Origin of the sequence: Sphingobacterium sp. PCS056 (assembly GCF_023273895.1) — a bacterium.
In the GTDB taxonomy this organism is placed as follows: domain Bacteria; phylum Bacteroidota; class Bacteroidia; order Sphingobacteriales; family Sphingobacteriaceae; genus Sphingobacterium.
On record NZ_CP096883.1, the window covers coordinates 4,191,646 to 4,217,792 of the forward strand.

Annotated in this window: 19 protein-coding genes; 7 read left to right on the forward strand and 12 right to left on the reverse strand. The window is 39.2% G+C overall.

Annotated elements, in window-relative coordinates:
* Positions 1–3: 3 nt before the first annotated feature.
* From MUB18_RS17545 to MUB18_RS17575, 7 genes are all read left to right on the forward strand, one after another.
* Positions 4–1,773 carry a RagB/SusD family nutrient uptake outer membrane protein gene (locus MUB18_RS17545; RefSeq protein WP_248754065.1) on the forward strand — a complete coding sequence of 590 codons (1,770 nt, stop codon included), beginning with the start codon at positions 4–6 and terminating at the stop codon, positions 1,771–1,773.
* A gap of 21 nt (positions 1,774–1,794) precedes the next feature.
* Positions 1,795–2,829 (forward strand): DUF5627 domain-containing protein, encoded by a 1,035-nt coding sequence (locus MUB18_RS17550; protein WP_248754066.1) that lies wholly within the window; start codon positions 1,795–1,797, stop codon positions 2,827–2,829.
* A 28-nt stretch (positions 2,830–2,857) separates the two neighbouring features.
* The gene (locus MUB18_RS17555; RefSeq protein WP_248754067.1) at positions 2,858–4,567 is read left to right on the forward strand and encodes an endo-1,4-beta-xylanase; all 1,710 of its coding nucleotides are present in this window, start codon (positions 2,858–2,860) and stop codon (positions 4,565–4,567) included.
* Between the two features lie 104 nt (positions 4,568–4,671).
* Entirely contained in the window at positions 4,672–5,952 is a 1,281-nt protein-coding gene (locus MUB18_RS17560) for a peptidylprolyl isomerase (RefSeq protein WP_248754068.1), read from the forward strand.
* A 63-nt stretch (positions 5,953–6,015) separates the two neighbouring features.
* Positions 6,016–6,375: a hypothetical protein gene (locus tag MUB18_RS17565; protein ID WP_045753654.1), complete on the forward strand. Its 360-nt coding sequence runs from the start codon at positions 6,016–6,018 to the stop codon at positions 6,373–6,375.
* 21 nt (positions 6,376–6,396) lie between these two features.
* Entirely contained in the window at positions 6,397–6,765 is a 369-nt protein-coding gene (locus MUB18_RS17570; protein WP_094772624.1) for a hypothetical protein, read from the forward strand.
* Between the two features lie 85 nt (positions 6,766–6,850).
* Complete coding sequence (locus tag MUB18_RS17575) at positions 6,851–7,684, forward strand: sialate O-acetylesterase (protein ID WP_248754069.1); 834 nt, start codon at positions 6,851–6,853, stop codon at positions 7,682–7,684.
* Positions 7,685–8,022: 338 nt separating this feature from the next.
* Here the strand turns inward: MUB18_RS17575 and MUB18_RS17580 are convergent, their stop codons facing one another.
* The 12 genes from MUB18_RS17580 to MUB18_RS17635 form a co-directional block, all read right to left on the reverse strand.
* Positions 8,023–9,786 (reverse strand): glycoside hydrolase family 43 protein, encoded by a 1,764-nt coding sequence (locus MUB18_RS17580; protein ID WP_248754070.1) that lies wholly within the window; start codon positions 9,784–9,786, stop codon positions 8,023–8,025.
* A 57-nt stretch (positions 9,787–9,843) separates the two neighbouring features.
* A complete protein-coding gene (locus MUB18_RS17585) occupies positions 9,844–11,883 on the reverse strand; it encodes an alpha-glucuronidase (protein ID WP_248754071.1) in 2,040 nt (679 codons plus the stop codon).
* Positions 11,884–11,979: 96 nt separating this feature from the next.
* Positions 11,980–12,945, reverse strand: a complete 966-nt coding sequence (locus tag MUB18_RS17590) for a glycoside hydrolase family 43 protein (RefSeq protein ID WP_045752658.1) — start codon at positions 12,943–12,945, stop codon at positions 11,980–11,982.
* Positions 12,946–12,956: 11 nt separating this feature from the next.
* Positions 12,957–14,111, reverse strand: a complete 1,155-nt coding sequence (locus MUB18_RS17595; protein WP_248754072.1) for an endo-1,4-beta-xylanase — start codon at positions 14,109–14,111, stop codon at positions 12,957–12,959.
* Between the two features lie 10 nt (positions 14,112–14,121).
* Entirely contained in the window at positions 14,122–15,528 is a 1,407-nt protein-coding gene (locus MUB18_RS17600) for an MFS transporter (protein WP_248754073.1), read from the reverse strand.
* 371 nt (positions 15,529–15,899) lie between these two features.
* Positions 15,900–17,309, reverse strand: coding sequence for a glycoside hydrolase family 43 protein (locus tag MUB18_RS17605; protein WP_248754074.1), 1,410 nt, complete (start codon positions 17,307–17,309; stop codon positions 15,900–15,902).
* Between the two features lie 67 nt (positions 17,310–17,376).
* The gene (locus MUB18_RS17610) at positions 17,377–18,480 is read right to left on the reverse strand and encodes a glycoside hydrolase (protein ID WP_248754075.1); all 1,104 of its coding nucleotides are present in this window, start codon (positions 18,478–18,480) and stop codon (positions 17,377–17,379) included.
* Positions 18,425–18,961, reverse strand: coding sequence for a family 43 glycosylhydrolase (locus tag MUB18_RS17615; protein WP_248754076.1), 537 nt, complete (start codon positions 18,959–18,961; stop codon positions 18,425–18,427). The genes MUB18_RS17610 and MUB18_RS17615 overlap by 56 nt, the downstream gene beginning before the upstream one ends.
* Positions 18,962–18,996: 35 nt before the next feature.
* Positions 18,997–21,102: a hypothetical protein gene (locus tag MUB18_RS17620; protein ID WP_094772628.1), complete on the reverse strand. Its 2,106-nt coding sequence runs from the start codon at positions 21,100–21,102 to the stop codon at positions 18,997–18,999.
* A 45-nt stretch (positions 21,103–21,147) separates the two neighbouring features.
* A complete protein-coding gene (locus MUB18_RS17625) occupies positions 21,148–23,001 on the reverse strand; it encodes a sialate O-acetylesterase (RefSeq protein WP_248754077.1) in 1,854 nt (617 codons plus the stop codon).
* Between the two features lie 277 nt (positions 23,002–23,278).
* Positions 23,279–24,607 carry a xylose isomerase gene (gene xylA, locus MUB18_RS17630; protein ID WP_248754078.1) on the reverse strand — a complete coding sequence of 443 codons (1,329 nt, stop codon included), beginning with the start codon at positions 24,605–24,607 and terminating at the stop codon, positions 23,279–23,281.
* Between the two features lie 6 nt (positions 24,608–24,613).
* The gene (locus MUB18_RS17635; protein ID WP_045753035.1) at positions 24,614–26,095 is read right to left on the reverse strand and encodes a xylulokinase; all 1,482 of its coding nucleotides are present in this window, start codon (positions 26,093–26,095) and stop codon (positions 24,614–24,616) included.
* Between the last annotated feature and the right edge of the window lie 52 nt (positions 26,096–26,147).

The following is a 26,147-nucleotide window of genomic DNA, read 5'->3' on the forward strand; positions in this document are numbered from 1 at the left end:
GACATGAAAAAAATAATATTCATATTAAGCATTGCCTCTGTCCTATCGCTCACTTCCTGTGAAGATATGTTTGAGCCTGCCATCGAAAATATATTAGATATTGAGACGGCATACGATAGGCCTTTGTACGCGCAGGGATTATTATTAAATGGTTATACCAGAGTACCCACAAACAGTTGGTCATTTAACGATGTAGCCACAGACGATGCCGTAACTAATGAAAGGGCAAATGATTATCAGAAAATAGCTACAGGGCAATGGACCGCAATCAACAATCCATTTGATCAATGGCGGAATAGCAAATCAGCAATACAGTATATCAACAACTTTTTAGAATTAACGGACAAAGTAAGTTGGGCCTCGACAGAGCATGTTACCACCATGTTCAATGATCGCATGAAAGGTGAAGCCTATGGCCTCCGTGCCTTATTTATGTTCCACCTACTTCAATCCCATGCAGGAAAAACGAGTAGCGGTGAACTTATGGGCATACCCATTATACTTGAACATGAGGTATTATCATCCGATTTCAATCATAAAAGAGCCACTTTTGAAGCCTGTATGAAACAAATTTATGCAGACATTCAAAAAGCAGAAGACTTATTGCCTTTAGATTATGAGGATATTTCATCCGATAGTCAGATTCCCGCAAAATATCAAGCACTGGCGATCAAAATGGACGATTACAATCGAGTTTTCGGCTCACATTTCCGTTTACGAATGACAAAGAGAATCGCGCAAGCGATCAAAGCCAAAGCCGCGCTTATGGCAGCTAGTCCCGCATTTTCAAGTGGTAACAGTACGACTTGGGCTGATGCCGCAAACTACGCAGGTCTTGTGATCCAGCAAAAGGGAGGTGTATCTGGCATAGATCCACAAGGAGCGTTATATTATCAGCAAAATAGTGTCAATGCCATGAACGAAGGTCGCAATACCTCGGAAATACTATGGCGAGTAGACCGTGGCGATGTGTCGTCAAATTTAGAAGCAGATCAATTCCCTCCTACATTGTTTGGACGTGGACGGATTAATCCAACCCAAAATCTGGTCGATGCGTTTCCAATGGCCAATGGATATCCAGTGAGCGATATCGCAAATAGTGGATTCAATGCTCAGGCCCCTTACGAAAATCGTGACCCTAGGCTTAAACAGTATATTTTGGTCAATGGCGGTACTTCTGGTGTTAATAATACGGCAATCAATACATCTGTAAACAGCCCAACCAACGATGGTTTAAATAAAGTAGAAACCTCCACTCGGACAGGATATTATTTGCGCAAGCTTTTACGTCAGGATGTCAATCTCAACCCTTCCTCTACATCGGGGCAGTATCACATCACTCCACGTCTGCGTATGACCGAGATATATCTCGCCTATGCCGAAGCTGCCAATGAAGCTTGGGGACCTACTGGTACTGGTACACAATCATTTTCGGCTTACGATATCATTAAAGCTATCCGAACACGTGCTGGTGTAGGCACAACCAATGGAGACCCCTACCTCAATCAGGTCAAAAACAATAAAGAGCTGATGCGCGAACTCATCCGAAATGAAAGAAGATTGGAATTATGCTTTGAAGGTTTTCGATTTTGGGATATCAGAAGATGGAATAAAAACTTGACTGAACCAGCTCGGGGTATCAGCATTGAAAATAATAGTTATACCAATATCAATGTTGAAAACCGAGTATATGAACCATACATGCAGTACGGTCCTATTCCATATAGCGAAATCCTAAAATACAGTAATCTTGAACAAAACATGGGATGGTAAAACATTAATAAAAAAAATCAGATGAAAAAATTAAATATATTTTCCGTTATACTAGTATTCGTATTTACATCCTGTAAAAATCAGGATTGGGAGTTTCCAGATTTTGAATACCAAACCGTATATTTCGCTTATCAATATCCCGTACGTACGATTACCATGGGAGAAGACTTGTTTGATACCTCATTAGATAATGAAGGTAAAGTCAAGGTAATGGCTACTACTGGCGGTGTCTATGATAATAAAAAAGACATCACCATTGATTTTACGGTAGACAACACGATGACCAACAAAATCGTATACACTTCAACTGACGGCGATGTGATTCCTTTGCCAAGTAACTATTATACGATAGCGTCCAACAAGATAGTGATTCCAAAAGGTAGCTTAACTGGAGGTGTAGAGGTGCAGTTAACAGCCAATTTCTTTGCCGACCCTAAAGCAATCACCACCAATTATGTGCTTCCTATTCGTCTCACTCAGGTCATGAATGCAGATTCTATTTTATCAGGAACTCCAAAGGCAGGAAGCCTACGCCGAAAAGCAGTAGCTGACGACTGGGACACAGCACCTAAAGATTATATCTTCTATGCCATTAAATATATCAATACCTGGCAAGGCAATTATCTCCGCCGCGGTCGTGATATGATTGTTGGTAAAAATGGAAATAATACCCTAAGTCAAACGCAAATTAGGAGAAATGCATACGTAGAAAAAGATGAGGTAAAAAGCCTGACCACAGCGTCTTTAAAAAACACGATCCTTCCATTAACATTCAAGGATGTAGACGGTACCAATATCAACTGTAATCTGATGCTATCCTTCGACAATAACAATAATTGTGTGATCAGCTCAGCTACGACAGGTGTCACAGCATCAGGAAAAGGAAGCTTTGTAAAAAAGGGTGATAAAAATAGTTGGGGAAATACCGATCGCGATGTCTTGTACCTCGATTATCAAATCGATATGCAAAAAATGAGTATAAGTACAACAGATACCTTAGTCATGCGGGACAGAGGAGTTAAAATGGAAACATTTTCTGTCCGATTAAAACCATAATTCAATTACCTACAAATCACTTAGCAATATGTACCGATTAAATATAAAAATAGCATATGGACTGATGGCGGGACTCTTATTTAGCGCTTGTGCTAAACATGAAGTTTTAGAATATGGAACAGAGAAACCTGAAAGTATTATTGCCCAGGAAAATATTGATGCCTATAGTCCATTGATCTCATACATCGATAAAAATGCTCATCCAAACTTTAAATGGGGAGTGGCCCTCAATATGGACGATTACCTGAATAAAGGGGTTATGTTTCGCTTAGCAAATCGAAACTTTGAACAAATGGTCATGGGATACGAAATGAAGCATGCTTCAATTGTACAAGCTGATGGCAGCCTGAACTTAAGTAAACTAGAGCGTCTGATCAAAGCAGCACAAGAAAATAATATGCAGCTCTTTGGTCATACACTCACATGGCATTCAGGACAAAATGCAGCCTACTTAAATAGTTTGATTGCCCCGATAAAACTACCCGCTGGCTCTGAGCCAAGCCAAGGAGGTATCAGTGTGCCTTTACAGTCAGGATATGCCATGAAGATGACTAATCCATCAGTCGTAAATGCATGGGAGGCACAGACGGCATATGACATTGCTGGCATAGAAACAAATACCCAATATGTAGTGAAATTTGCAGCAAAAGGTAGCAAAGCAGGTAGTATCGGTATTGATCTACAAGCAACATCCAACTATTCAGGCGATAGTTTCGGTGCTATTGCCCTCACCACTGAATATAAAGAATATGAACTTAAATTAACGACGACCGCCGTTCGTAATCGATTTATCATCAATTTTGGACAATACGCTGGAACAATATTTATAGATGACATCTCCTTAAAAAAGGTCGGCAGTAATGCCGATATCATCGCCGGAGGAAACTTTGAAAGTGGTATAAGTGGTTGGTTTGGTTGGGGCAATAGTTCTACGCGATCACAATCCGCAGAAGGTGAAGGATATGGAGGACCTGGTGGAACTGTTATTGAAAAAACACCTGAAGAGAAAAAAACAATTCTTACCGAAGCATTAGAAACTTTTATTGCAGGTATGTTTTCTGTAACAAAAGATTACGTCAAAGCTTGGGATGTGGTCAATGAGCCTATGTCCGACTGGCCAGATCAGTACGCCTTGAAAACTGGAATTGGTAAAGCCGAATTAGCAGAGGACGAATTTTATTGGCAAGACTATCTGGGTAAAGACTATGCTGTCAAAGCCATTCAACTTGCTCGTAAATATGGCAATCCCAATGATATCCTTTTTATAAACGATTATGGTCTTGAAGGTAGTGGTGATAAATGTAAAGGTTTAATTGCCTACGTCAATTATGTGGAAAGCAAAGGTGCCAAGGTAGATGGCATCGGTACGCAGATGCACATCAATAGCACTGCCAATAAAGATCAGATCGTCAATATGTACAAATTACTCGCTGCAACCGGCAAAATGATAAAAGTCTCTGAGCTTGATATCGGTCTTGGAGATAACATCAAAACAGCAAATGCCACTGCCGAAATGTATCAACAGCAAGCAGAAATGTATCAATTTGTCATTGAAAAATACTTTGAAATTATCCCTAAAGCACAACAATATGGGATAACCATATGGAGTCCTTTGGACAGTCCAGATCGCGAAAATTCTTATTGGAGAAGAGGAGAACCGATTGGAATATGGACCGAATCCTTTGTTCGTAAACCTGCATATCAAGCGGTAGCAGAGGCTTTGCAAAAACAGAAATAAGGTGATTAAATGATCTGGTAAATTGAGGGGAGGGTTAAAAAAAATAGAAACCCTTCCCTCTTTTTTATTCGATAGGGTTACAACATATCATTCAAACAATCAAGATGAAATTAATCATAAAAACAGCTGCTTATTTACTGCTTTTATTCTTGTACAGTTGTAGTCATCGATCTTCAAAAAAAGAAGATCATAAAGTCGTATTACAGGTCGGCACATATACACTCTTGCAAGATGAATATTATTATCTAAAAGAAAAATTAAAACGTAATCATCAAGATTCCATCCAGCTACTTGAAGAAATACGGGATCAAGCCTACCTATTAGCTTTTGCAAATGAGCATCGTTATGATACCATCAATGAGCTCAATAAGCGTCTGGATTATGCACTGAAATTTTATATAGCTCAGGTGGACGGGTACCTTTGGAACAAAAAAGTAAAACCAAAATTACAACTTACAGATAGTTCTCTTCAAACAGCCTATAAAAAAAGTGCCTTTCTATATCAGATCGATCTGATCAAATTCTCCGATAAAGACACCAGCACTTTACAGAAAAGCATGTTCAATCAAAACCAATTTAATAATTTAAAAAAGATAACACCAAAGGGACAGTTCCATCAGATCACATTAACCTATCCATTTCTTCCATACGGAGTGTTCACCACACAACTTGACCAAGCCAAAATTAACGATATCATAGGTCCTTTTGAAACAGATGAAGGTGTATATGTGATGATGGTAAAAAATATAGTACCAGCTCCACTCCAACCCTATAAAGATATTGAGCAAAAATTACGTCAGGCTATAACGATAAGAATGACCAATAAATATGTATATGAAAGCGTCAAGCACATACAAGCGGAAACAAAACCTAAATTCTATGATCAAGCGATAACAGATTTATGTCGTCATTATGATCAAAAAGAAAAAAAATGGAGCAGTAAGGTAGACAGTATGCTGTTGATGGAATATACATTTCATGGCAATACAAAACAATTCAAAGGAAAAGATTTTAAAGAATTCATCCAATATCAACCCATGTTTTTTGGCTCCCTTCAAAACACAGAAGATGTCAAGAAGATGATCAATACCCATTTAATTAGCCTATTTCTGTATGATGAAGCTCAAAAACTTTCACCTGAAAACGATAGCGAATACTTATTGTTTAAAGGTTGGCTAAGAAATCGTTTTTATATAAATTATTTCAGAGAACACGTTATACTTCCTCATATCCAACCTCAACAAAAAGCTGTTCAATCCAATTTCAAAATGCAGAACGATAGTCTACAGCAGCAATTTTTAATCAAAAAAGAGAAAGAAGAATATAGACAACAAATAGACCGATTAAAAACCAATTATAAGTTAGTAGTGGATAAAATGACTTAAACTACTCCTATTCAAGAACCATTATCAATTATTCATATTTAATCATTTTATAAACAAAAAATCATGAAAAAAATCATTTTAATTTTAAGTCTGCTATTAAGCAGTTCAGCAGCCACTTACGCCTTTAATCAACAAAGTGTCACTGCTTACGCAAATACTCCAAATCAGTATGCTCAAATGGGAGTGAACATCAACAGCAATTGCACTTATCTCCTTTTCAACTGTGAATGGAGTAATGCAACCTCTGGAACTGCGACTGCCTTTGGCGATACTTTACTAGGAGAATACAGTTGGTCAGCGGGATCGGGTCAAAGTAATTATTCGGTATTGGGATCTGGTAAATATTGGTCATCTTTAACTGTATATATTTATGCTGGAGGGCCACTTGGAGCACAAGGAACGGCAACCGTAAGTTGGTTTTAATCATCATATAAACAAAAAATCATGAAAAAAATCATTTTAATCTTATGCTTATTAGTCACCAGCGTGACCATGAGTTTTGCTTATACCAATGGTATAGGCGTAATGGCATCCTCAGTTCCGGGCATGTACCCTGCCAATAACAGTCAGGTTGTATCGATAAGCAGTTATTGTGAAATCGCTTTTCGATGTACCTACAGCAACGCGGGTGAACCGTCATACATCCCCACCTCTGGTTCGGCATATTTAAAACACGGAAGTACAACGATTCATAATTATATCTTTGGAGCTTCAACCGGAAATTATCAAACATTTTCCGGATATTGGTATGCTATAGAAGTAGGAATTTACTGCGCATCTAATTCTATTGGATTAGTAGAGTTCATGTGGTAATCAACATAAAATACATGGGATAATTGATGAGGTATAGAGAGGGGAAAAACTTCCTCTCTCTATAAAATTAAAAATACATAAAGACATGGAAATCAATACACTTAAACATAAATTTATTTTATTTTTCTTATTTTTTCAGACATTTGGATATGCTCAAGATAAAAACTTTCATATCTATGTCTGTTTTGGTCAATCCAACATGGAAGGACACAGCAAATTTGAAGATCAAGACACCTTAGTCAATAACCGTTTCTATTCACTTCAAGCGGTTGACTGTCCAGACCTCAATCGTAAAAAAGGAGAATGGTACCTAGCCAAACCTCCTATCACACGATGCAATACAGGTCTTACACCAGCAGATTATTTTGGTAGGACACTCGTCGAAAATCTCCCAGATAGTATTCGCATTGGTATCATCAATGTATCCATTGGAGGATGCCATATTCAGCTTTTTGATAAAGATAGCGTAACCAATTATGTACATAGAGCCCCTAACTGGATGAAAGGTATGTTAGCTTCGTACGACAATAATCCCTACGATAGATTAGTTGAAATGGGAAAGATCGCGCAGCAAACGGGAGTCATCAAAGGTATCTTACTACATCAGGGCGAATCAAATACAGGAGACCAAGATTGGCCTAACAAAGTAAGTCGAGTATATCACAACCTATTGAAAGATCTAGCATTACGGGAAGAAGAAACCCCATTACTAGCTAGTGAATTACTAGCAGCAGATCAAGGCGGTAAATGTGCGAGCATGAATACCATTATTCAAACATTACCCCAAACCCTTAGAAATGCTCATATTGTCTCCTCAAAGGATTGTGAAGGTGTAGCAGATGGCTTGCACTTTAGTGCTGCAGGTTACAGACAGCTTGGTATCAACTATGCCAAAGTCGCATTAGCCCTTAAACCCTAAATCATGATAACGAAAGCATATTTTACTTACTATCATTCTGAGTTTTAGATCCGATAGAAAGTATCGAAGAGCATGCACATTTACACATTTTCTCCATGACAAAGCAAATTACAAGAGCTGAAGTCTGCTATCAAATAGGTATCAACAAAGAAGATAAGACCATAAAGAATATGTTCAGATCTTGATCAAAAGATATATTAATAGCTTTACTGCAATGAGCAGAAGATTTTTCAAGATCACACACAGGATTAGGCTATTCAATCCGAGAAATAAAAAAAACGCTGATCAGGTAAATATTGAAATAACATTTACCTGATCAGCATATTTATACACATCTATTACTTAACTGGGTTAATCGAATGAGCAGAGGTTGCATAAAGACCGATCATAGCCCCAGTGAAACCACCTGCGACATCTGTAGAAAGAATATCTCCCGATACAGTTCCACCTAGATTCTGATAATCATGACCCGCTAAAGCATATGAAAATGTATAGTCATCACCTGATGCGCTAACACGCAATTTCATTTTACCCAATTTACTTAGTTTTTGCTTAGCCAGTACTTGTGTCACACCATTTTCACTACGTTCGAGTTGTATGTAGTATTCATGATTTGATTTTGTAACACCAAATACATAATTGAATTTTTCACTCTGTAGGCAAGTTATGCCAGCAAGATCCTTTTCAGAACCAGGAATATAATCCATTTCTACCTCAGATGTAAATGATAGATGTTGTTGCCTATAAAATAAAGCGGAAATCGGTTTTTTTTCTTTAATATGAATATCAAAAGGTATAATGGCCAATCCATTCGTTTCATTTACCAAAAACTTTTCACGAGGTCCACGCAGTGCAATCCAGCGCTCATCCAATACTTTTCCATTTAATTTATCCCTAAAAGTAAAATTACCATTAGGAAAATAGCCTGATCGATCTTCGCTATTGATACTCCCCTTGGGAGAACGCACCAATGCCTTTAAAGGCTCCATCCCCCCCTCAAAAACGGGCCATTTACCCGACCAATCAACAGGTAAAACAAATGTCTCCCGACCAGTGTTGACACGACCTTTTTCATTAGGTCTAACCGCTAAAAATACGCCATACCATTCCCCGTCAGCAGTTTGCACTAAATCTGCATGACCTGCCCAATCAACTTTATTGGGTCTATCGGCAGCGAGATGACGCTGTGAGAGAATTGGATTATTTTTTGCAGGAATATAAGGTCCCATAGGATGATCACTAGAAAAAATAACCTCACTGTGATTTCCTCCAGTACCACCTTCTGCACACATCAAATAATATTGTCCATTTTTCTTGTAAATATGTGGAGCTTCAATCCAGATCGGTTTCTTAGAAAGGTCTACTCCCCCATCAACGATAATTTTACTCGTACCAGCTACTACCTGATCCTTTTCCACATCATACTCCCAGATTTTGATCACCCGATGACCTTTATACAATTCTTTTCCTGCATCAGGAGCATCATTATGGACTACATACGCTTTACCATTATCATCAAAAAATAAAGCAGGGTCAATTCCTTCAAATTTTAATTTTATCGGATCTGACCAATTGTTCTCCTTAGGATCTTTTGTTTTAACAACCATATTACCAATACCCGAAGCAAACTGCGTAGTGATCATATAAAAGGTATCATTATTAGGATTATACATGATATCAGGAGCATAGACACCTTCACTGATACCGGCAGTGCCCACTTGTAGCTGAGACTCCCGGTTCAGAACATGGCCTATCTGTTTCCAATTTACCATATCCTTAGAGTGAAAAATGGGAACACCGGGAAACATCACAAAAGAAGAAGCTATTAAGTAGTAATCGTCACCTTTCCGTGTTATGCTAGGATCAGGATAACATCCTTGCAAAATAGTACTATAAAATTTTCCCGGAATAATTGGATTTTCACTGTAAACCTGATCATTACCTGTATAGTTGAAATTACTAAATAAAGGCGATCCCTCTTGCCTTTTAAGAAGACCTTTTCCATCATCAGTCCGCATCGCTTGGCATGATGAAAATATAACGATCGTCAGTACATAACATACTGCTACCGTTTTATTTCTTATCTGTTTTATTATTTGCATCTTATATTTATAATTATTGAACACATTAAAGCGCGAAACATTCTTTTCAGACCTCATTTAATTATGATGTTTGATCATTAACTTTATTTTTTTGAGATCTTCCAGTTCATGAACAGGTCTTTCGAGATCATATGGAATAGGCTTTTTTGAAAATGTTTGGAAATAAAGAAGGCAGGCATCTTTCCACCATACCGCATCCCTAGATTGAATCTTCAACTTCGATTGTACCTCAACAAATCGCTGCTGGTCAACTTGCCCCTCCAATCTATCCCAAGCCTGTTGCATGGTACGTACCTGTTGCACCCCAGCATTATATTTGTAACACAATTCATCCCACATGGAACGTCCACTTTTCATGGTATAGCTCCATGGCACATGGTGAAACCAAAGTAAATACTGATCTGGACATAATTGGATATCTCCAAAAACCTCTTGAATAGGTGGACGGTACTGAGATATAGCATTACTGCCATTAGAAGTGCGATCAAATCCCAACCCTACAGTATCTGCATTATGATAATACCAAGGCATCCAGTCTGGACGACCTCCTTCCTGATCACCCCAAGGTTCAGGACCATAGTGATGGTCAAAGGCAAATATATGATGTAGCCCCAAAGGCATCATATAGTTAACCACCGTTTCTCGCGAACCCATCATCATTTTCTTCACAGGGTCAATAAACTTTTTATCCGTCGAAAAAGTCATGCCAATCCATTCCTCGGCAATTTGTTCAGAAGATAGCTCATGATTCCAAGCCAGCCTTCCGAACGCAAACCAATTTGCCTGCCCAAAGTGGTGACCTGTCCAATTACGATCTTCACCAATATTAGCCACTGCAGCAATCGCTGTTTTCCGTGCTGGTCTTAATGTACCATCTGTCAATTTTGCGACTGTACTCCCCTTTCCATCGGCATAAGTATCACTATCCAGTGTCTCTTTGAATAGTGGTGCTAGATAGGCTAAGTGGTTCGCAAACCCCAGATATTCTTGAGTGATCTGAAATTCGACCATCTCATTACTTTTCCGAAGTGCACCGAAGAGTGGATTAAAGGGTTCACGAGGTTGAAAATCGATCGGCCCATTTTTGATTTGAATGATCACATTATCTCTGAATGCACCATCGAGAGGTACAAATTCTTGATAGGCCTGTTTGGCTCGATCTTCAGAAGAAGGATTATAAACAAAAGCTCTCCACATAATCACGCCATGGTATGCTTTTACGGCATCTGCAAGCATATTTGCCCCATCTGCGTGTGTACGCCCATAGTCTTGGGGTCCTGGCTGCCCTTCAGAATTAGCTTTCACCAAAAAGCCACCAAAGTCAGGAATTACCTGATAAATCTCTTTCACCTTATTCTTCCACCATAAAATGACCTCAGGATTAAGCGGATCTGAGTCTTTCGTACCCTCTAATATTTTTGGAGAAGAAAAGTTAACAGATAGATAAACTTTGATGCCATATCTTCTAAAGATATCAGCCAGACCTTTTAATTTAATCAAATATTCCGAACTCAAAATTTGAGGAGAAGCATTTACATTATTAATAACTACAGCATTGATACCAATAGAAGCATTAGCTCGTGCATACTCCTCATATCGAGGAGATATGACACCTGGCAATTCGTCCCATTTCCACAACGAATATCCTGCATAACCACGTTCAACGGTGCGATCCAGATTATCCCAATGATTAAGAATCCGGATATCAAATGAGGGTATTTCTTCTACATTTAAATTGGAAACAGGTTGATTGGTAGCCTGAAGCTGCAACAAATGATAAGCCGCATATAACAGCCCTACAGGCTCAGGTGCAACCACTTTTATCCGATTTAAATTGCCCGTTATTTTAAATCCATCTTTTAAATACGTTGATTTTCGATCCACCGCTAATTCAATAGACTGTTTCCCCCAAAAGTTAACTAATTCTTGCTTTGCTAATAGAACAATCGGATCCTTCGAATGAACGCTTATCGAACGATTATTAGCAACATCTTTAGAAACAGAAACATATCGAAGCCAAAGCTTACTTCCATCCTCTGCGCGAACAATAGAGTAAGGAAAAATAAAGAGTAAAAGCAATATAATGACTTTCATCATAGTTGTAAGTATCGTATTTATAATGAGATATCTCAGTTAGAGTTTAGTTAAGTAAGTAGGTCAGCAGAATCATTGTTAAAAAAAACAATTTTGATCTTATTGTCCTTCAATAGTCTTGATCAGCCCATGTTCATCATACTCTAGTTCCACTACTTTCATACTTCGTAACCATGTTTTACCACCCGATGGAACACAGTCATGATGAAATAAATACCATTTACCCTTAAACTTTAAAATACTATGATGCGTCGTCCAACCTACAACTGGTGTCAAAATAACGCCTTGATAAGTAAAAGGACCATATGGATTGTCCCCGATAGCATAACACAATAAATGCGTATCGCCGGTAGAGTATGAAAAATAATATTTATCGCCATATTTATGCATCCAAGAAGCCTCAAAAAAACGACGATCCAGATCACCTTGCTTGAGCGGGTTACCCTCTTGATCTACAATAAGAACATCCTTTGGTTCCTCCCCAAACTGCAACATATCATCCGACAATTTGGCTATTTTTGGACATAGAGCTGATTCATGCCAATGAGGCAAATCCATTGGATAATTGATTTTATTGTCCCTATAATATTGTAATTGTCCACCCCATATACCTCCAAAGTAAATATAATGCGTTCCATCATCATCTTCGAAAGCACAGGGATCAATACTGTAACTACCCAAAATCGGGTGCTCTTGTGGGATAAAAGGACCATATGGCGTCTTACTTACGGCTACACCTAACCTAAAAATATCGGTCTTATCCTTTAAAGAGAAATAAAGATAATACTGACCATTTTTGTGTGCTACATCCGAATCCCACAGCTGTCTACCACCCCATGGAATATCGCCCACTTCCAATACTTTGCCATGATCCACGACCTCTCCATCGATATCATCCATGGAGAAAACATGGTAATCCCTCATATTAAAATGATCACCATTATCATTTTCTAAAATTCCGCTTTCCCAATCATGAGAAGGATAAATATAAATTTTATCCTCAAAAACATGAGCCGACGGATCTGCCATAAAATCATGTGGCGCTAAATATCTTCCCTTATTCATTCAGTATATGTTTATTTTTGTTTTGCTAATTCAACGATATCCTTTATAAAAGCTTTAGGCTTATATTGACGATCAAATAACAAAGGATAATCCGTACGCCCAGGAATAGGCCATCCATTTTTCCATGAGTCACCGTCACCGACCCCCCATACTGTCACGCGCGTTATTTTGTCATCATGTTTGAGATATAGTCCAAAAAATTCCTCATAACGATTTGCCAAAGCAGCAGAAATTGCCGTAGGCAAACTATCCACATAAGGATTTAATTCATTTTTATATTGATATGTTTCACTGATCTCTGCACCCATGTGCGGTCGAGCATGAGGAAGTACCGAGATATCCATTTCGGTCACCATTACTTTTGTACCCAAGCTTGCAAAGTCAATGATTGTCTTTTCAACTTCAGCTATAGCAGGATTATCTAAGCCATGATGTTCTTGCATCCCAATGGCATCAACCCGACCTCCCGAGTCTAACACGTTTTTCACCAGCTTGACGATCCCATCTCTTTTAGCAGGAATTGCTGTAGAATAGTCATTATAATACAACTCCGCATTGGGATCTGCCTCTTGAGCAAATTGAAAAGCAAGCCTGATAAAGTCTTCACCTATGATTTCATAAAACTTACTTTTACGCAATTCACCGTTATCCAAAACGGCTTCATTCACAACATCCCAACCGTGAATACGCCCTTTATATCGACCAACAACCGTATGGATATGATTGCGCATTCTTTCAATCAAGACCTCGCGCGAAACCTGTTTCCCGTTCTTATCCACAAAAAACCAATTGGGTGCTTGTGAATGCCAAATAAGGGTATGTCCAGTAATATGCATAGCATTTTTTTCTCCAAATTCAACAAAACGATCTGAATCTTTAAAGTTAAACTCACCTTCGCGCGGTTGCATATACATGCTTTTCATACAATTCTCGGCAACGATCGCACTAAATTGTTCTTTAACAACAGCAAGAGCAGCATTATTGCGTCCCCATATCTGATCCAGATTTAACGCCGTACCGATATAAAATTTACCCTTAAAAGCGTTCTTAAGTACGACTTGGTTATTATAAGTACTGTCAACCTGCATCTGCTGTGATTTAGTTGAACTACATGCTAAACTTAATGTAGCCATGCCCGTTAACAAAAATATCTTTGCTATCTTCATTTTTAATGATTTAATTCTTATGTCTAGATTCTATTTCATGATTTATTTTGTCAATAACAGCATCATCCAATTCATATTTGGAGATGATAAACATGGCGCCTATTAATAAAATGGCAGGGATAATTGCCACCAGCCAAAGGATACCTTGCTCGGCATATGCAGATTGCGACACGGTATTATCTTTGTCAAAACCGACATAAGCTAATACAAGTCCCGGTACAACACCACCTAAAGCCATTCCCGCTTTATAGAAAATACCCGTTAAGGCATTCACGATGCCAGATATGCGTTTTCCAGTCGCGTGTTCACCGTAGGAGATCACCTCCGGAACCAATGCCCACATATATCCGGTCGCAACGATTACTCCCGTAGATTTGATAAATTGTGCCACTAACACCAACCACACCTGTGTCTTTAGCGCTGGGACAACTGAAATACTATACAACATGACCATTCCTAATACTGCAATAGTTAAAAACACATAAAACATGCGTTTTTTACCGATCGCACGTTTAATAGCAGGTACAAGAGGCATAAAAATAAAAGCCGGAATAGACCCCAATGCCATAAAATAGGGAAGCATTTCTGGAGCTTGAACATTATAAATCATATAATATGACCCTGCTGAATTACCTATTGCCATCATGGCAAATGCCGTGATAAAGAAAAAAGCTAACACCCGCAACGGTCCATTATGCTTAAATTCAGTCCATAAATCAGAAACTTTTACATTCTCGGTCTCTTTTTCATCCATAACAACACGCTCCTGAGTTTGCGTATAACAGAATATCAGTAAAAACAAACCAACAATAGCATAGATCGTCATCGTAATAAACCACGCTTCAGCAGATTCCTGCGAATTAATCTTTCCATCAGGAGAAAAATATTGCACCATGATCGGTACCCCATAACCAACAGCCAGTCCCCCCATATTCGCCATAAACATACGCGTTGAAGTAAGCTTGGTAACCTCATCTGTGTCACGAGTCAAGGAGGCATTTAATGCACCATACGGAACATTAATTAAAGTATAAATCATCGATAGACCAACATAGGTGATATAGGCATAGACCAATGAACCTGAAAATCCATTCCAAAAACAGAGAATAGCCAGACCGGTCAAAGGAATCCCGCCCAAGATTAAATAGGATCGGTATTTACCCATTCTTGGATTTCTCTTATCTACAAAAGCGCCCACAATGGGATCCCAGATCACGTCAACGATCCGCACGACTAAAAACATAATTCCTGCCGCAGCAGCAGATATACCAAATACATTGGTATAAAAAATAAGCAGATACATCGACACAGTCTGATAGATGAGGTTTTGCGCCAAATCACCAGATCCAAACCCTATTCGTTGCAATTGCGAAAGCTTATAGAAACCTTTTTGTTCGCCTATCGTTTGCGTTTTCATTTTCATTTATATAGTGTAAATAATTGGTCGTTATTGATTATCATAATGGTATAGTATAATTCCTATTTCAACATGATTGATGCACAATCATGTTGAATAGAATTGATTTATTATCGGTCAAGAGTTCGCTATTACCATTGTAAAATTACTAGTACGACGATTTAGCACCTGATACATATGTCTTATTAACAGATAAAAATGTTTAAATAACAACAAAAAACTGCTGATCATCTCGGTTTATTACATAATAAACCACTTGCTGTTCTTATTTAAGAAAAAAATATAAATTTAGGATGATAGTTGTGATGGTGTTTTATTGAGGTAAGATCTGAAAAGGTTATACAGATGAACATATGACGAAGATAAGGGCACTATTGCTTTTCGTGAAATACCCAGTGATCAAAATTGAACAGTTCACGACCTGCTGTAATATTTTGTCCTTTAAATACAAAATATACATCACGAATCCCTAAAGCAGATTGCGATAGAGGAACATGAAAGGTTTGCCATGTATTCCATCCGCCCGTACGGGGAACTTGGACAGCAGCCACTTGAGTACCAGCCACGCTATCCAAACGTACTTCTAAAATTCCACCATCGAGCCCTGCCGCCAACCGAGCTGAAAATGATTCAGCACCACCATCGCCAAAATCTACCGCTCGAACCTTGATATATCCACCCGTGCGGATCTGAGTGACATATACACCAGTCTCTTCATTTTCTGCTGTCGTACATTTTTCGGACCAGGCCATCATCTCGGCTTCATTTTTTTTGTATGGATCGACAGTACCTACAGGTTTTACGCCCTCCTTACTCATGGCAATATTAGGAATACTACCATCTTTGTTATAGTTGAATGCTTCCACAGCCGTAGATCGACCATAACTTCCACCACCAGGCAATAAACCCGTATGATAAAATAAATAGGAGTTGCCTTTAAAGTCAATGACTCCTCCGTGATTGGTAAAACTATTTGTAGGCTGTCCCGTCATGATCTTTCCTTGATATTGCCAAGGCCCTACAGGTGTACTGCTCGTAGAATAAGACAAACATTCGACACCCTTTGTCATTCCGGCGTACATCAAATAGTATTTTTTGTTTCGTTTATAAAACCATGGTCCCTCCACAAACACATCCTCATACTCCTCTCCCTTTTTTAAAGCCTCATCACTTCTTCCCGGTTTTCGGAGTCCACCAAAAGATGCAACAGATTGCGGAACCTCTGTGATATCTCCGGCGTACGAAATCATATCCTTATTGAGCTTGACATAATAAAGATGGGCATTGCCCCAATAAAGATAAGCCTGACCGTCATCATCGACATAAGCAGTAGGATCAATATTAGACCAGCTTCCAGTGGTAATCAACGGCTTGCCCAATGCATCTTTAAAAGGCCCAGTTGGACTATCGGAAACCGCAACACCAATAGCCATATCATTATTTATTGTCTGTGCACAGATATACCAGTAAAATTTACCATCCCGCTCCACACATTGTGCTGCCCAACCACGATCCCGTGCCCAACTAAAAGACTCTAGCGAAATCGGAACACCATGATCAGTCCAATTGACCATATCAGCAGAGGAGTACACTCTCCATTTAGTCATATAATAAAAGTCATATCCCGGTAGATCATCTCCCGTATACAAGTACACCCTATCCTGATAAATCATAGGAGCAGGATCGGGTGTAAAATGAGTTTGAATAATTGGATTCTGAGCATATAAAGCTGTACTCACACAAGAAGCTAAAATGCCCAATACAATTTTTGTTTTCTTCATGATTAAAAGATTATTAAGTGTTTTTTACAAAAAATACGATTGAGAAATTCAAAAATGTATTTAAATGTTAGGGACTAATATGGAAATAATCAAAATCAACAAATCCACCGACAGTTTTGGTCGCATAATAAAATAAGCCAAATCGATATCCCATAAAATGCGGTATCGTATAGGACATTTTAAACTGCGGACCTATTGGAACCCACTCTTTTCCATTAAGGCTATAGAAAAAAGTAGCCATATCCTTTTTGTTGGTAAAATCACAGTTGGCTTTTAAATAAACTTTCTTTTGGTGTAAAGGAATATGGGCCACCTCTTCTTCCGCTCCCGTCATCGCATTGACCATCACTAAAAAATGTTTTCCTCCGTCCATACGGACACCGACCAAACCATAGTTTTTCTGCAATAAAGATAAACCTGCAAAATCCCCGTCCTTCATATTAGCAATATCTATAGCTGTAGATCCTGTGCATGTTGGACCAAAGGTGCGCTGTGTCAATGTGTTTCTAGCCTGTAAAAATTGTTGATCTACTCGCCCAGTCTTCAACCTCAAATGTCCCTTTCTAGCACTTACGGACCAAAGATCCGCCACAGGATTATGGTTCCACTGCCACACCAGTGGTAAAGCAGGTTCTCCACCTTTACGATCAAAATCATCCGAGTTAACCAGATGAGGAATCAATCCTTTACTAGCAGGAAGATCCAGCACATCCGGGACTTGACCATCAATACCCAATACCGGCCAGTCATCGATCCATTGGACAGGTACTAAATACGGGATGCGCCCAACGGCACCATAATCCTGAAAGAGATAAGCATACCACTTACCATTTGGTTGATCAATCAATCCACCTTGTGCTACCCCTTTATCTTGCAACACCACACGTCCTTCATATGGTCCATGAAGTTGATCAGCACGGTGCACGATCACCGACCGCATTCCGCCCGGAGGCCAGGAAATATTAAATAGATAATATTTCCCATTCACTTTAAACAATTGGGAGCCTTCAGCAGGAAGCCCCCCTTGTTTGCCTAGTGGTGTGGTTGGTAAAGTGGCATTTTCAATCAAGACACGTTGGGTCTCCGGCTTCACTCCCGAAAGATCAGGCAGCAATTCAATGATATTGATTTGACCGCCCCCCCCATACCATATAAATCTGATCTCCTTCAAAAAATAAACTATGATCGTGCAAAGCAGGCTTAAACTCTGTGCGCTTCCAAGGTCCCTTCTCGATATTTTGAGTGGAATAGATATACGTCTTACCCGTTGTTTGTGCAAATGTACTGACGTAGTAGGTCCCATTATGATAGCGTAAGCTACTTGCCCATGATCCCCGACCGTATGTATTTTTCCCATCATCGAGATTCAGTTCGTCCATATCCGCCAGAGCATGATGCCCGTATCCGATCATTTCCCAATTCACTAAATCTTTCGACTTCATCAGCGGTAAACCGGGGTTCATGTGCATGGTCGTACTGCTCATGTAGTAAGTCTCACCTACTCGTATCATGGAGAGATCCGGTACATCGGAAAAAATAATAGGATTACGCGCCTGATGATCGATCTGTTGTCCATAAATTGGATTTATGAATAACACCCAGACCCATACCACATGACATAATATGCGCATACCTTTAAAATGAACTTTCATAACGCTGATCTATTTTTTGAAATTGATTTATAGATTTATTCAGATGTAAATATGACCTTGTAAATCTTGGATACTCCTTTGTAATTAAATACGACGCTGCTTGTCCCCGAAGCAGAGTCCGCCTGTGTAATCGTCACTTTGACATCAGGATGATCTGCAGATGCCGTCACGACAGGTGCAGTTGATGCTTGCGAAGAAATTTTGCTTTTGATCTCATACTGATCATAATCAACAATGCCATTCGCATTGGTCGATCGAACAGGTACAGCCGGTATTTCCAGTGCTTTGCCATTGACAGCGATACGCACTTGAGGCACGATTGGGCGATCAATTTTATGTTTCTTCGAACTAAAGCCCAGACCGATCAAATCATAGAGTATTTCATGATCTTCACCCTCTGCCACCAAGTATATCGCATGCTTTTTATCAAGATGATCAACAAATTTAGATACATCGATTTTAAACTGTGTAGTCTCAAATTTCGACTGAGCAGGCACCACGATTTCGCCTATTTTTTTACCATTCCATACCGCATTATCATAAGGACCATCCAACCATACATTAACTTTAAATGATTTTTTAGATTTTGGAGTTAGAAACAGGTTAAACATGGTATGGTTACCTTCTTTTGTACCTTGAAAAGCTTTCAAACCAAATTGATCCTTTTTAAGCCCCCCAAAACCAAAATATTTAAAACCAGTAATATTCCCGTTTTGCAGATTGGTCACAGGCATATGATTGTCCCATATATCCCATGAATCCTGCATCGTGCTGATATCCGAAAGATAGGCTGCATATCCTGCAGAATAATATTGATAAGGATCAAGCCCAAAGATATGAAAGCCCTCAGAGGTTACTTCTGCTCCTTTATATTCCTTACCTTGGCTGTCCTTCACAGTCACCATTTTATTTTCTCCATAAGGATCAAAAGCTCTAATTCTTACAGATCCCCCTTGAGCAACCGATTTCTCGTCCCAATCTATAATAACTGGAGCCACGACCGCTTGACGCGCAAATCCAAATCCTCTTGGCGGTCTATGATAAAAAACATACCATTGTCCATTAATTTCTTCAAGACTTCCATGCGTATTATGCCCCGCATTACTCGTCACAATAGCCGTTCCATCTAAATTTAATACAGGTCCCCGCGAATCGACCAGTACCCCGCCACTCTTCCATGGTCCTAACGGCGAATCACCGATCAGATAACGTAATGTCGAATTAGAGCTGTTCACTCCATACTCAGGTCCTGAGTATCCACTATACACCGATACATATTTATTCCCAACTTTACGTATCGAAGATGCTTCGAAGAAGTTGAAAGAACCTAGATCTTCCCCGGGTAAGATATGAGCATAAGTTGTCCCCTTAGGATCGCGCAGTACACCATAACTTGCACTTGCAGGAATAAAACGATCAATAATTTTTCTGCCAGGTCTTACCGAATACATCGTATTTTGGTCCAACTCAGCGGCTAAAGAACGCTGAAATCCCCAATAGGCATATGCTCTAAAACCAATCTCAAAATCAGGATCCTTTGGATCTGTAATCTGCTCAACAAATATTGCAGGATCAAATCCAATAACACTTCCAGGTAGCGTACGCTTGCCGTCTTCCGTCATGTTGATCGGTATAAAAGGACCATCAGGACGACTAGCTTTGGCGACCATGGCTTCACGGTTTTCACCCCTACTGTGCGGATACAAATAGTATTCTTTACGCCCATCCTTTCTCTTCACCTCCACTAGATCTGGAGCATACATCACATCCCACTGTCCATCGATCTCGTAAGTAAATATTGGCCCATCATCTCTCCAGCTTGACAAGTCATCAACAGGTGCAGACCACATCCGAATATCAGGACCACAATAACTATCAAACCTCAGGTCATGCGATCCAATAATATATGCACGATATTTCCCCGGATGATCCGGATCTTCAAAAACGCGAGGCTCTCCATCTGGTAAATGTTCCCAAAGCGGTAAGTAAGGATTGCCGGCAGCTTGGTGAACAAACTTTTGTATTTTATTGCTTTTCAACGATTGTTGTTGTGCCATCACAGCGGGCGCCGATAGCATCAGCATACCTGCACATAATAAAAAAGCAGTCTTTTTTTTAAACATATAGTTAATTTTATTCATATTTTTTTATGTTATCATATCAAATACATCCAACAGCAGCTGCTGCTACCATTGATCAGTCCGAAAGGGCGATGCGAGTAATCTTTCTTTATTTTGAAGATTGGCCTCTTCAGGATTATCACTCCAGGCATAACGGACAGCCACGGGATTTGCGACCTCCTGACTGCTCACGATAATGGTATTATCTTTTATTATCGCATCTGCCCATACGAACACCCGATCTTCACCCGCTATTGCAAAATGTTTTAAACTATTTTCACGGCTCTTTAAACCGCCTGCACCGGCATGGAAAAATAAAATAATCTTGTTTCCATCGATTTTCATATTTTTATAAAGAGGACCATCACTAACCAACTTTTCTCCATAAACCAATTTTCGTGCTTGCAAAAACAAACGATGAGCAAGATCTTTTTTATTTAACGGATGAATATCATTCCATTCGCCTAGATCATAAGTCACTGCCATTGCAGTTTGCGGCACGGTCAACGCCGTGTGCAATTGAGCTTCTCGAATACTTGCCCATCCACTCCGAAATGGAGGTTGAACAGATTTTGCCGAATAATTAGGGAGCTGTACCAGCAAAAAAGGTAATTCAGGTCGATTCAATACCGTTCGCCAGTTTGTGATCAGTGCTTTTAAATATTTTTCGTAATTTGGATCTCCAGCATTGCCTTCTCCCTGATACCAGATCGCACCTTTCACTTGATAATCTCGCAGGGGGTAAATCATACCATGATATAAACTTGAACCCATGGATTGGAGGTTTACCAATTGTTTTTTAGTTTGTTCCAAAAGTTCTAGATCTTGACCAACCTTATATTTCCATAATCCTTTCAGATCCACTTCTATTTCATCATTTACAATTTTATACGGTTTATCTTCAATAAATCCACCGTTATTTGCATTTGCGGTTAAGCGAATGGTGATATTATTTTTTCCCGCAATCAATATTCCCGCAGGAATATCATACTTACGCGGAGGATAGAAATATGAAGTAGAGCCTACAAATTTTCCATTCACAAAAACAGAATCACTATCGATCATAGTGCCTAAGTATAACTTAGCATGTTTTCCCTCCATAGCAGCAGGTAATTCAAAATCCTTACGATAGTAAACAGTACCCTTGATATTCAATCCAGTCTCATTCCAACGACTTGGTATCGATACCGTTTGCCATTCACGATCGTTAAAGTCGGTACGATTCCATTTGTTTGATCCTTGATCTATGGCAGCAGTTTCCATTGTCCGTAATGCTTCTTTATTTACAATCAATGCTGGAAATTCTTTCAGATGATCTTGATCCACCCAACTTTGAATCGTGCTCCCACCTTTGCTAGACACCAACATACCAACAGGAATACCTGTATGTCTGTAAGCCTCTTGTGCATAAAAATAAGCCAAAGCCGTCCAGTTGATTACGTCCGAAGCGATTGCGGAGTACCATTTGGCACCAGAAGCGATTTCATCTTGTTCATGTATCGATTCCTGTGTGGGCACTTTATAATAGCGAATCATATGGTTATTGGACACATTGATCTCAGGGTATCGATCCACTAATCTCAAAATAGGAGTTTCCATGTTTGACTGTCCAGAAGCCAGCCACACATCACCAATTAAAATATCGCGAATAATAATCTCATTAACTTCCATAATAAAGGGACCGCCTGCTTTCTGCGGAGGCAATATCACCGACCACTTACCGTCAGCTCCTGGTTGCGTCTGATAAATTTTTCCTTGAAAACGAATAGTAACCTTTTCGCCCCGATCTGCCCAGCCCCATAGTTTAAGTTCAATATCGCGCTGCAATACCATACGGTCACTAATTAAAGCAGGAAGCTTTACTTTTGCAAAGACCGTTTGGAACATGATAAAACTCAACAAAACAGCAACAGTTCTCATAAAACAACTATTATTTTTCTTTAATTTAAAATTATATCGCAATTAATTATCACCATGACATAGCATGCTTTTCTTCCTTTATTTTATGAGGAAGAATTTAAGTGTTCTTGTGATAGAAAGATGGAAGATTTCTAATCTTTATATCGTAAATGTAGAAATGTAAAATTGGTTTATTAAATGCTCATAATAGGTCGAAGTAGGTTTAAAATAAGCTATGAAAAGAGCGATTGCTCTCTCCATAACTTAAAGTGCAAAAAAAAACAATTAAACTAAACGACTAAATAAAACGGTTGATTAAATTCTCTAAATATTCTTGCTTACCGCTTATTAATTTTGGTTCACCATGTTCAGCAGCAAAGTTTCTTAAATCTTCTAGAGTCAATTTACCTTGTTCAAAGTCAGCCCCAGCCCCAGTATCAAAGCTTGCATAACGTTGTGAACGAATTTTTTTATAATCAGATTTTTGAAGAATATTATCAGCGATCACTAAAGCCCTTGCAAAATTGTCCATACCACCCACGTGAGCATAAAACAAATCAGCAGGATCTGTTGAATTTCTTCTAATTTTAGCATCAAAATTAACACCTCCACCATTTAGGCCACCAGCTTCTAAAATAATAAGCAAAGATTCTGTCAATTCATTCAAATCATTTGGAAATTGATCCGTATCCCAACCATTTTGATAATCTCCACGGTTAGCGTCTATAGAACCTAAAAGTCCCGCATCAGCTGCAACTTGCAATTCATGCTGGAAAGTATGTCCAGCCAATGTAGCATGGTTAACTTCAAGATTCAATTGAAAATCACCCAATAAATCATATTTTCTCAAAAAGCCAATCACGGTAGCCGCATCAAAATCATACTGGTGTTTAGAAGGCTCACATGGTTTTGGTTCAATGAAAAATGAACCTTTAAAACCATTTTTACGCGCATAATCTTTTGCTACATGTAGAAAACGAGCCAAATGCTCCTGTTCTCTTTTCATATTAGTATTCAAGAGCGACATATAACCTTCACGACCACCCCAGAAAACATAATTTTCGCCACCAAGTGCAATTGTAGCATCAATCGCGGCCTTTACCTGCGCTCCACCATGAGCGAGTACATGAAAATCAGGATTAGTCGATGCACCATTCATATAGCGGTGATGACTAAATAAATTTGCTGTACCCCAAAGCAATTTAATACCACTTTGCGCTTGCTTCTCCTTAGCGTAATTCACAATACGCTCCAGATTTTGCTCATTTTCAACAACATTATCGGTATAGTCCACTAAATCAACATCGTGAAAACAGTAATAAGGCAATTGCATTTTCGTCATAAATTCAAATGCAGCGTCCATTTTATCTTTAGCTCTGTCTATTATTCCAGATTTAGCATCCCAAGGAAAAAACTGGGTAGGTCCACCAAATGGATCAGATCCATTACCATTAAACGAATGCCAATAAGAGCATGCAAATTTAAAATGCTCTGCCATTGTTTTTCCAGCTACCACACGGTTAGCATCATACCAACGAAAGGCTAACGGATTATCCGATTCGACTCCTTCATATTTAACTTGGCCAATGTTTTTAAAATACTCTTGATTTCCTAATAAAACTTCCATTTTTAATTAATTTAACAATTTCCTATTTAAACTATTTTTCCATTTTTCATATAACTCATCATATAAACCAACATGCGAAGGTTCAATGATGGCATGTTTTTCCAATCCTGCAAAAGCTTCTTTACGAGAAACAAATATCTCCGCTCCCAGTCCTGCACCCAATGCAGCCCCCACGCTGCCGTCATTGTCATATAGTTCGACTTCCACATTGGTGACTCCTGCAAAAGATTGCTGGAATACAGGGCTCAAAAATAAATTGGCATGTCCTGCTCGAATGACCTTTGGTTCGATACCATTTTGTCTCAAAATATCAAGACCATACCGAAAAGAGAAGGCTATTCCCTCTTGTGCTGCACGCCATAAATGGGCATCATCGTGTCGTACAAAATCTATATTTTCGATGTGGGCATGCACCATCTTATTTTTTAGCATGCGTTCAGCTCCATTTCCAAATGGCAGTACGATAATACCATCAGAACCAATAGCAATATTGGAAGCTAATTGATTGATCTGTACATAATCATTCCCTCGAGCAGTTATTTTTTTCATCCAGCTATTTTGAATACCTGTACCGTTGATACAGAGCAACACGCCCAAGCTCGTCTGGACATGATCATGATTGACATGAGCAAAAGTGTTCACACGCGACTCTTGATCATAGACCAGTTGATCTGTGACCGCATAGATAACACCAGATGTACCAGCAGTTGCAGCAACTTCTCCAGGCTCAAATACATTTAATGACAATGCATTATTGGGCTGATCTCCCGCTTTGTAGCTCACAAAAGCTTCCCTAGATAGATTCAGCTCATCGGCAACTTCAGCCCTAATCTGACCGTAATTGGAAAAGACAGGTAAGATTTCGGGTACTAGATCGCGATCTATTCCATAATAATGAAGTAAAGTATCGGAAATACTATTCTGCTTAAAATCCCATAGGATACCTTCAGATATGGAACTGATATTGGAATTGATCTCACCCGTTAGACACATACTCAAATAATCACCAGGAAGCATAAATTTATAAATCTTAGCATACAGCTCAGGTTCATTTTCCTTTACCCAAGCCAACTTTGAAGCCGTAAAATTACCTGGAGAATTGAGGTGGGATCCTAAAAAACCAGTAGCAGACAAATTGGAGATAGCCTCATCTCCTATTGCTACCGCCCTACTATCGCACCAGATGATCGCATTGCGTATCGGTTGCTGGTCATGATCCACGATCACTAAACCATGCATTTGATAGGCAATACCGATTGCACCGATATGCTTCGGATTATACAAGCCTGTACTGTTCAGTTTTTGGATCGCCAATTTCGTATAATCCCACCAGACATGTGGATCTTGCTCTGCCCATCCCTGCTGCTCCGAGATGATAGCCGCCTCACTATCCGGGTACTGTGTAGATGCTATTCGTCTATTGGTCTGCGCATCGATCACAGATACTTTAATAGAGGAAGTCCCTAGATCTATTCCTAATAATAACATATAATATCTTCCTTATGATTTATCGTTTACATTTATATCAACCACCAGCGAC

Coding starts and splice junctions, on each gene's coding strand:
- MUB18_RS17550 (WP_248754066.1), top strand. CDS start 1,795: ATGAAAAAATTAAATATATTTTCCGTTATACTAGTATTCGTATTTACA.
- MUB18_RS17600 (WP_248754073.1), bottom strand. CDS start 15,528: ATGAAAACGCAAACGATAGGCGAACAAAAAGGTTTCTATAAGCTTTCG.
- MUB18_RS17545 (WP_248754065.1), top strand. CDS start 4: ATGAAAAAAATAATATTCATATTAAGCATTGCCTCTGTCCTATCGCTC.
- MUB18_RS17635 (WP_045753035.1), bottom strand. CDS start 26,095: ATGTTATTATTAGGAATAGATCTAGGGACTTCCTCTATTAAAGTATCT.
- MUB18_RS17575 (WP_248754069.1), top strand. CDS start 6,851: ATGGAAATCAATACACTTAAACATAAATTTATTTTATTTTTCTTATTT.
- MUB18_RS17620 (WP_094772628.1), bottom strand. CDS start 21,102: ATGAATAAAATTAACTATATGTTTAAAAAAAAGACTGCTTTTTTATTA.
- MUB18_RS17570 (WP_094772624.1), top strand. CDS start 6,397: ATGAAAAAAATCATTTTAATCTTATGCTTATTAGTCACCAGCGTGACC.
- MUB18_RS17580 (WP_248754070.1), bottom strand. CDS start 9,786: ATGCAAATAATAAAACAGATAAGAAATAAAACGGTAGCAGTATGTTAT.
- MUB18_RS17615 (WP_248754076.1), bottom strand. CDS start 18,961: ATGAAAGTTCATTTTAAAGGTATGCGCATATTATGTCATGTGGTATGG.
- MUB18_RS17605 (WP_248754074.1), bottom strand. CDS start 17,309: ATGAAGAAAACAAAAATTGTATTGGGCATTTTAGCTTCTTGTGTGAGT.
- MUB18_RS17565 (WP_045753654.1), top strand. CDS start 6,016: ATGAAAAAAATCATTTTAATTTTAAGTCTGCTATTAAGCAGTTCAGCA.
- MUB18_RS17590 (WP_045752658.1), bottom strand. CDS start 12,945: ATGAATAAGGGAAGATATTTAGCGCCACATGATTTTATGGCAGATCCG.
- MUB18_RS17555 (WP_248754067.1), top strand. CDS start 2,858: ATGTACCGATTAAATATAAAAATAGCATATGGACTGATGGCGGGACTC.
- MUB18_RS17560 (WP_248754068.1), top strand. CDS start 4,672: ATGAAATTAATCATAAAAACAGCTGCTTATTTACTGCTTTTATTCTTG.
- MUB18_RS17625 (WP_248754077.1), bottom strand. CDS start 23,001: ATGAGAACTGTTGCTGTTTTGTTGAGTTTTATCATGTTCCAAACGGTC.
- MUB18_RS17585 (WP_248754071.1), bottom strand. CDS start 11,883: ATGATGAAAGTCATTATATTGCTTTTACTCTTTATTTTTCCTTACTCT.
- xylA (WP_248754078.1), bottom strand. CDS start 24,607: ATGGAAGTTTTATTAGGAAATCAAGAGTATTTTAAAAACATTGGCCAA.
- MUB18_RS17595 (WP_248754072.1), bottom strand. CDS start 14,111: ATGAAGATAGCAAAGATATTTTTGTTAACGGGCATGGCTACATTAAGT.